Annotated in this window: 5 protein-coding genes and 2 pseudogenes; 2 read left to right on the top strand and 5 right to left on the bottom strand. The window is 65.5% G+C overall.

All coding sequences use genetic code 11. The annotated features are described in order from the left end of the window. Nucleotides 1-218, top strand: a pseudogene (locus tag EN984_RS22490) (aminotransferase class III-fold pyridoxal phosphate-dependent enzyme); the annotation flags it as partial. Nucleotides 219-231: 13 nt separating this feature from the next. Further along, entirely contained in the window at nucleotides 232-888 is a 657-nt protein-coding gene (locus EN984_RS22485) for a GntR family transcriptional regulator (protein ID WP_127267839.1), read from the top strand. An 8-nt stretch (nucleotides 889-896) separates the two neighbouring features. On the opposite strand, the gene EN984_RS22480 is transcribed toward EN984_RS22485, so the two are convergent. The 5 genes and pseudogenes from EN984_RS22480 to EN984_RS22460 all read right to left on the bottom strand — a co-directional run. Then, the gene (locus EN984_RS22480; protein WP_127276523.1) at nucleotides 897-2201 is read right to left on the bottom strand and encodes an FAD-dependent oxidoreductase; all 1305 of its coding nucleotides are present in this window, start codon (nucleotides 2199-2201) and stop codon (nucleotides 897-899) included. Then, nucleotides 2198-3181 carry a branched-chain amino acid ABC transporter permease gene (locus tag EN984_RS22475; protein ID WP_164748655.1) on the bottom strand — a complete coding sequence of 328 codons (984 nt, stop codon included), beginning with the start codon at nucleotides 3179-3181 and terminating at the stop codon, nucleotides 2198-2200. Before EN984_RS22475 ends, EN984_RS22480 begins: the two co-directional genes overlap by 4 nt. Then, nucleotides 3178-4086, bottom strand: a complete 909-nt coding sequence (locus EN984_RS22470) for a branched-chain amino acid ABC transporter permease (protein WP_127271373.1) — start codon at nucleotides 4084-4086, stop codon at nucleotides 3178-3180. The genes EN984_RS22475 and EN984_RS22470 overlap by 4 nt, the downstream gene beginning before the upstream one ends. Further along, nucleotides 4083-4832: an ABC transporter ATP-binding protein gene (locus tag EN984_RS22465; RefSeq protein ID WP_127383953.1), complete on the bottom strand. Its 750-nt coding sequence runs from the start codon at nucleotides 4830-4832 to the stop codon at nucleotides 4083-4085. The genes EN984_RS22470 and EN984_RS22465 overlap by 4 nt, the downstream gene beginning before the upstream one ends. Further along, nucleotides 4829-5002: pseudogene (locus EN984_RS22460) on the bottom strand (ABC transporter ATP-binding protein); the annotation flags it as partial. The gene EN984_RS22465 and the pseudogene EN984_RS22460, both read right to left, overlap by 4 nt.

Here is a 5002-nt window from a genome sequence, read left to right as displayed (position 1 = left end):
GCCTTTATTTCGGTGTCGAGCTGACGGCGGACGGTGACGAGGCGCTGGCCGCCACCAAGACATCGGCGGTCGTCGAAGCCATGCGCGAGGACGGCGTGCTGATCTCGTCCTGCGGTCCGCGCGGCAATGTGCTGAAGATCAGGCCGCCACTGCCGTTTGCCAGGGACAATGCCGAGCAACTGGCCGAGACGCTCGATCGCGCGCTGTCGAACTGGTGATCGGGCCGATCGCATGCTGAAGCTCGAACATCAAACCCTGAATGACCGCGCTTATGGCGCGCTCAAGCAGGAGTTGATTTCAGGCGGCTTCAGCCCGGGGCAGACGCTGGTTATACGCAAGCTCGCCGAGACGTTCGGCATCTCGACCACGCCAATCCGCGAGGCGCTGCAGCGGCTTGTCGCCGAGCGACTGCTCGAGATGCAGAACAACCGCTCGGTCATCGTGCCGTTGCTGTCCGCGCCTGCCTTCGAGGAACTGACGCGCATCCGTATCGCCGTCGAGGGACTGGCGGGCGAGATGGCGGCGACCAGGATGAGCGAAAGCGGACTGGCTGACATACAGGCGACGCTCGCCGGCATGCAGCGTGCCATCGAGGCCAGCGACGCCAGGGCCTATCTCTCGTTGAACGAGGCGTTCCACTTCGCCATCTACCAGCATGCCGGCGCGCCGATCCTTTTGAACATGATCCGCGACCTCTGGGGGCGGGTTGGGCCTTATCTCAAGCTGCTGATGCAGGCCGATCGCTACATCCCGCACTCCAACGACGCGCATCGCAAGATCGTCGCCGCACTGGAGCAGCGCAGCGGCCCCACTGTGCGGGTCTTCATAGAAGAGGACATCGCGATGGCGGCCGCCGTGCTGTCGGCAAACCTTGACGCTGCCAGGTAGCCGTCGGCCTAGCTCGTCCCGTCCAGCCGGTCGCGCAGCATGCTCCAGCCGAGCAGCATGTTGGGCGCGTGCCGCAGCAAGGCATGGAACGGGATTGGCGCCGGCGACGCAAAGGGCAGCGGCAGGTCGCGGGCCTCGGTTCCAGAGGCCCAGTCCGCCAGCACCTTGCCCATCGCCGTGGTCATCGCGATGCCGCGGCCGTTGCAGGCGCGTCCGGCGATCAGGCCCGGACCGAGGTCGATCAGGTGCGGCAGGAAATCCGGTTCAACCGCTGCCATTCCCGACCAGCTGTAGGCAAGCGGCGGCAGGTCGGGCAGACCGAGATGCCGACCAAGCCTTCGCCAAATCGTCTGCGGTACGCGCGTGTCGGCACCAGCGCCAAGGATGTTCATGCCGCCGCTGATCAGCCGGTTTTCGGCGTCGAAGCGGAAGGTGAACAGATTGCGTCTGGTGTCACCGACGCCTTGCCCGCCGGGAAGCAACCGGCTGCGTACTTCACGGGGCAATGGCGCTGTCGCGATCTGGAAGACTTTCAGCGGGAAATAGGTTCGCTGCAATGACGGATTGAGGGACCAGCCATAGGCGTTGGTGGCGATCAGCACCTTGCCGGCGCGTACTGAGCCAGATGGGGTTTTCAGCATCCAGCCATCGGCTATGCGATCAACCGAGGCGACGCGCGTCTGCTCGAAGACCTTCGCGCCGGCTTTCTCCGCCGCATCGGCAAGCCCGCGCGCATAGGCGACCGGATTGAGCACGCCGCCGCAACGATCCATCCAGCCGCCGGCATAGCCCGGCACGCCCGTCAGGGCTTCGATTTCCTGCCGATCCAATGTGACTGCCGGCCGGCCAAGCTGTGCCCATTGCCCGGCACGTGACTTGACCTTCTCGAAGGCGGCAGGCGAATGCGCAGGCTGGATCCATCCGTTCTGCACGGCGTCGCAGTCGATGCCGTGCTGCCGGATCAGGCGGAAAACCAGGTCGGCGCTGCCGGCGGCGAAATCGATCAGCCTTTCGCCGCGCGACGGTCCGAGATGGGCCAGTATGTCGACTGGATCCATTTTGGCGAAGTTCGGCACGACAAAGCCCGCATTCCTGCCGGTCGCACCCCAGGCGATGAATTCGGCTTCGAGAACGGCGACGGAAAGGCCTTTCCCCGCCGCGTGCAGCGCGGTGGAAAGACCGGAAAAGCCACCGCCGACGATGGCCAGGTCGACAGCGAGCCCGCTCTGCAGCGCCGGCCGCTCGCGGCGGTTGCGGCTGACGGCATGCCACAGCGAAGCGCCATGCGTTTCCCGCCGAACCGTGGCATTCATGACGGCGAAATGCTCCTGGCCGTCGCCGCCTTCGCCCGCTTATCTAACCAGGACCGCCGCGGTCTGTCGCCGAATAGGCCGTTCGGCCGGATCAGCAGTATGACGCAGAGCATGACGCCGATGGCGGCGATCTGCAGCGCGGCGGCGCGAGCCTGCTGTTCCGGCGGGAAGAGGATGCTGGTCAGCGTGCCCGATCCGGCCCATATCGCCCACACCAGGATGCTGCCGATGACGGCGCCGAGATTGCTGCCGGAACCGCCGACGATCAGCATCACCCAGACCTGGAAGGTCAGGATCGGCAGATAATTGTCCGGCGCGATGAAGCCGGTGAAATGCGCCTGCAGCGCGCCGGCCAGCGCCATGATGGCGCCGCCGACGGCAAAGGCCTGGACGCGGTAGAAACGCGCGCTCTTGCCAAGCGAGATCGCCGCCCGCTCATCCTCGCGCAACGCCTTCAAGACCCGCCCCCACGGGCTGCGCGACAAATGTTCCAAGGCGAGATAGGCGATCAGCGTCACCACCGAGACCACGCCAAGGTTGGACAGGTTGAACAGCAGCGGCGTCTCGGCAAGGCTGCCGAAGGGGCGCGGAATAAAACCGATGCCGAACGGGCCGCCGGTCAGTTTCTGCGCGTTGAGCGCGACCAGTTGCACGACGACGGCGACGCCGAAGGTGGTGATCGCCAGATAGTCGGATTTCAGCCGCAGCGTTGCCATGCCGGTAAGCGCTGCAGCGATGCCGCCGACGACCATGGCGCCCGCCCAGCCGACAAGGATCGGCAGGCCGAAGCCGCCCAGCCGCGCGGCATCGTCCGGTGTGGTCAGCAGCGCCGATGTGTAGGCGCCGATGGCGACGAAGCCGGCGAGGCCGACATTGAACAGCCCGGTCAGGCCCCACTGCAAATTGAGCCCTAGCGTGACCAGCGAGAAGATCAGCGCTGTGGTCAGGAAGAAGGCGCCGTAGCCGAGCAGGTCCATCAGCGTTCCCTCACACCAAACAGGCCGATCGGCCGCACGAACAGCACCGCCATCAGGATGATGAAGGAAACGGCGGCGCGCCACTCGGCGCCGATCAACTGCACCGCACCAGCCTCGGCGAGCCCGATGATCAGGCCGCCGAGCACCGCACCGGGAATGCTGCCGATGCCGCCGAGAATGGCGGCGGCGAACATCGGCAGCAGCATGTCGAAGCCCATGAACGGGCGGATCTGCACCAGAATGCCGATCATCACGCCGGCGACGCAGGCGAGAGCGCCGCCGATGACCCAGGTGACGCGCACCACGCTGGCGACATCGATGCCGACGATGCGGGCCAGCGCCGCGTTCTGGCTCAAGGCCTGCATCGAGCGGCCGGTCTGCGTGCGCGTTATCAACAGATGCACGCCGAGCACCAGCACCGCGGTCAGCAGCAAAAGCGCGATCTGGTCGGGTGTGATGCGGATGCCGAAGCCGATCGGCATGGCGATCTGGATCGCGCGGCTGAAATAGGTCGGCCGCGAGGTGAAGGTGAATTCGAGCAGGCTTCTCAGCGCCATCGAGGCGCCGAAGCTCGCCATCACCACGATGATCGCCTGGCCTTGCGAGCGAAGCCGCGAAAACAGCACCTTGTCGAGCAGCAGCGCCAAGAGCGCGGTGAAGGCCATGCCGATAACGAGCGCAACAATGAGCGGCCAGCCGAAGGACAGCGGTGCGATCGGCGCCACCTTGCCTACTGTCGCACCGATGGCGCTGACGACGGCCAGCGTCGCATAGGTGCCCCATGCCATGAAGTCGCCATGGGCGAAGTTCGAGAAGCGCAGGATCGAATAGGTAAGCGTCACGCCGATGGCGCCGAGGCCGATCATCGAACCCGTCAGCAATCCGTCGACGACAAATTGCAGGCTCATGCCTCACCTCCTTTCCCTGCCTTAGATGGGCGCTGGCCGAGATAGAGTTCGGCGACCACCGGATCGTTCCACAATTCGGAGGCGATGCCCTCGTGCCGGTCCTTGCCTTCGACCAGGACATAGGCGCGGTCGCCGATGGCGAGCGCCGCCTTGGCATTCTGTTCGACCAGCAGGATGGTGACGCCGGACTTGCGGATGCCGGCCAGCATCTCGAACACCATCGAGACGAATTTCGGCGACAGGCCGGCCGACGGCTCGTCCAGCACCAGCACTCTGGGGTGGACGATCAGCGCCCGTGCGACAGCGAGCATCTGCCGCTGTCCGCCCGACAAATTGCCGGCGGCGGTGCGGCGCTGGCGGACGAGGTCTGGGAAGGCGGCATACATCTCCCCGATGCGGGCAGGGATTTCGCGCCGCTCGAGGACGCCGCAGCCGACCCTGAGATTGTCCTCGACCGACATCAGCGGGAAGATGTTTTCGGTCTGCGGCACGAAGGCCAGTCCAAGCCGCACCATGGTGTGGGCAGGCGCAGCGGTGATGTCCTTGCCGTCCAGAAACACCGTGCCACCGGTGATCGGGACGAGGCCGGCGATGGCCTTGATGAAGCTCGACTTGCCGGCGCCGTTGGGGCCCAGCACGACGACGATCTCGCCTTTTTTGACAGTGATCGAGGCGCCGCGCACGATCGGCACGCCGGGCTCGTAACCGGCTTCGAGGTCGCGGACTTCGAGGACGATCTCGCTCATGCCGCGCCTCCGAGATAGGCCTCGATGACACGTGGGTCGCGAGCGACTTCTTCGGCCGTGCCTTCGCTGAGCAGCTGGCCGCTCGCCATGACGAGGACGCGATGGCAAAGCCGCGTCACCATATCGATATTGTGCTCGATCAGCAGGAAGGTGATGCCACGCGCGTTGAT

The sequence above is a fragment of the Mesorhizobium sp. M7A.F.Ca.CA.004.12.1.1 genome (assembly GCF_003997835.1).
GTDB lineage: Bacteria > Pseudomonadota > Alphaproteobacteria > Rhizobiales > Rhizobiaceae > Mesorhizobium.
Note: the sequence above shows the minus strand (reverse complement) of the source record. Positions and strands in the feature narration are given on the sequence as shown.

Bases quoted from the DNA above. Each gene is read 5' to 3' on its own strand.
- EN984_RS22470 (WP_127271373.1), bottom strand. From the start codon at position 4,086: ATGAGCCTGCAATTTGTCGTCGACGGATTGCTGACGGGTTCGATGATC.
- EN984_RS22485 (WP_127267839.1), top strand. From the start codon at position 232: ATGCTGAAGCTCGAACATCAAACCCTGAATGACCGCGCTTATGGCGCG.
- EN984_RS22480 (WP_127276523.1), bottom strand. From the start codon at position 2,201: ATGAATGCCACGGTTCGGCGGGAAACGCATGGCGCTTCGCTGTGGCAT.
- EN984_RS22465 (WP_127383953.1), bottom strand. From the start codon at position 4,832: ATGAGCGAGATCGTCCTCGAAGTCCGCGACCTCGAAGCCGGTTACGAG.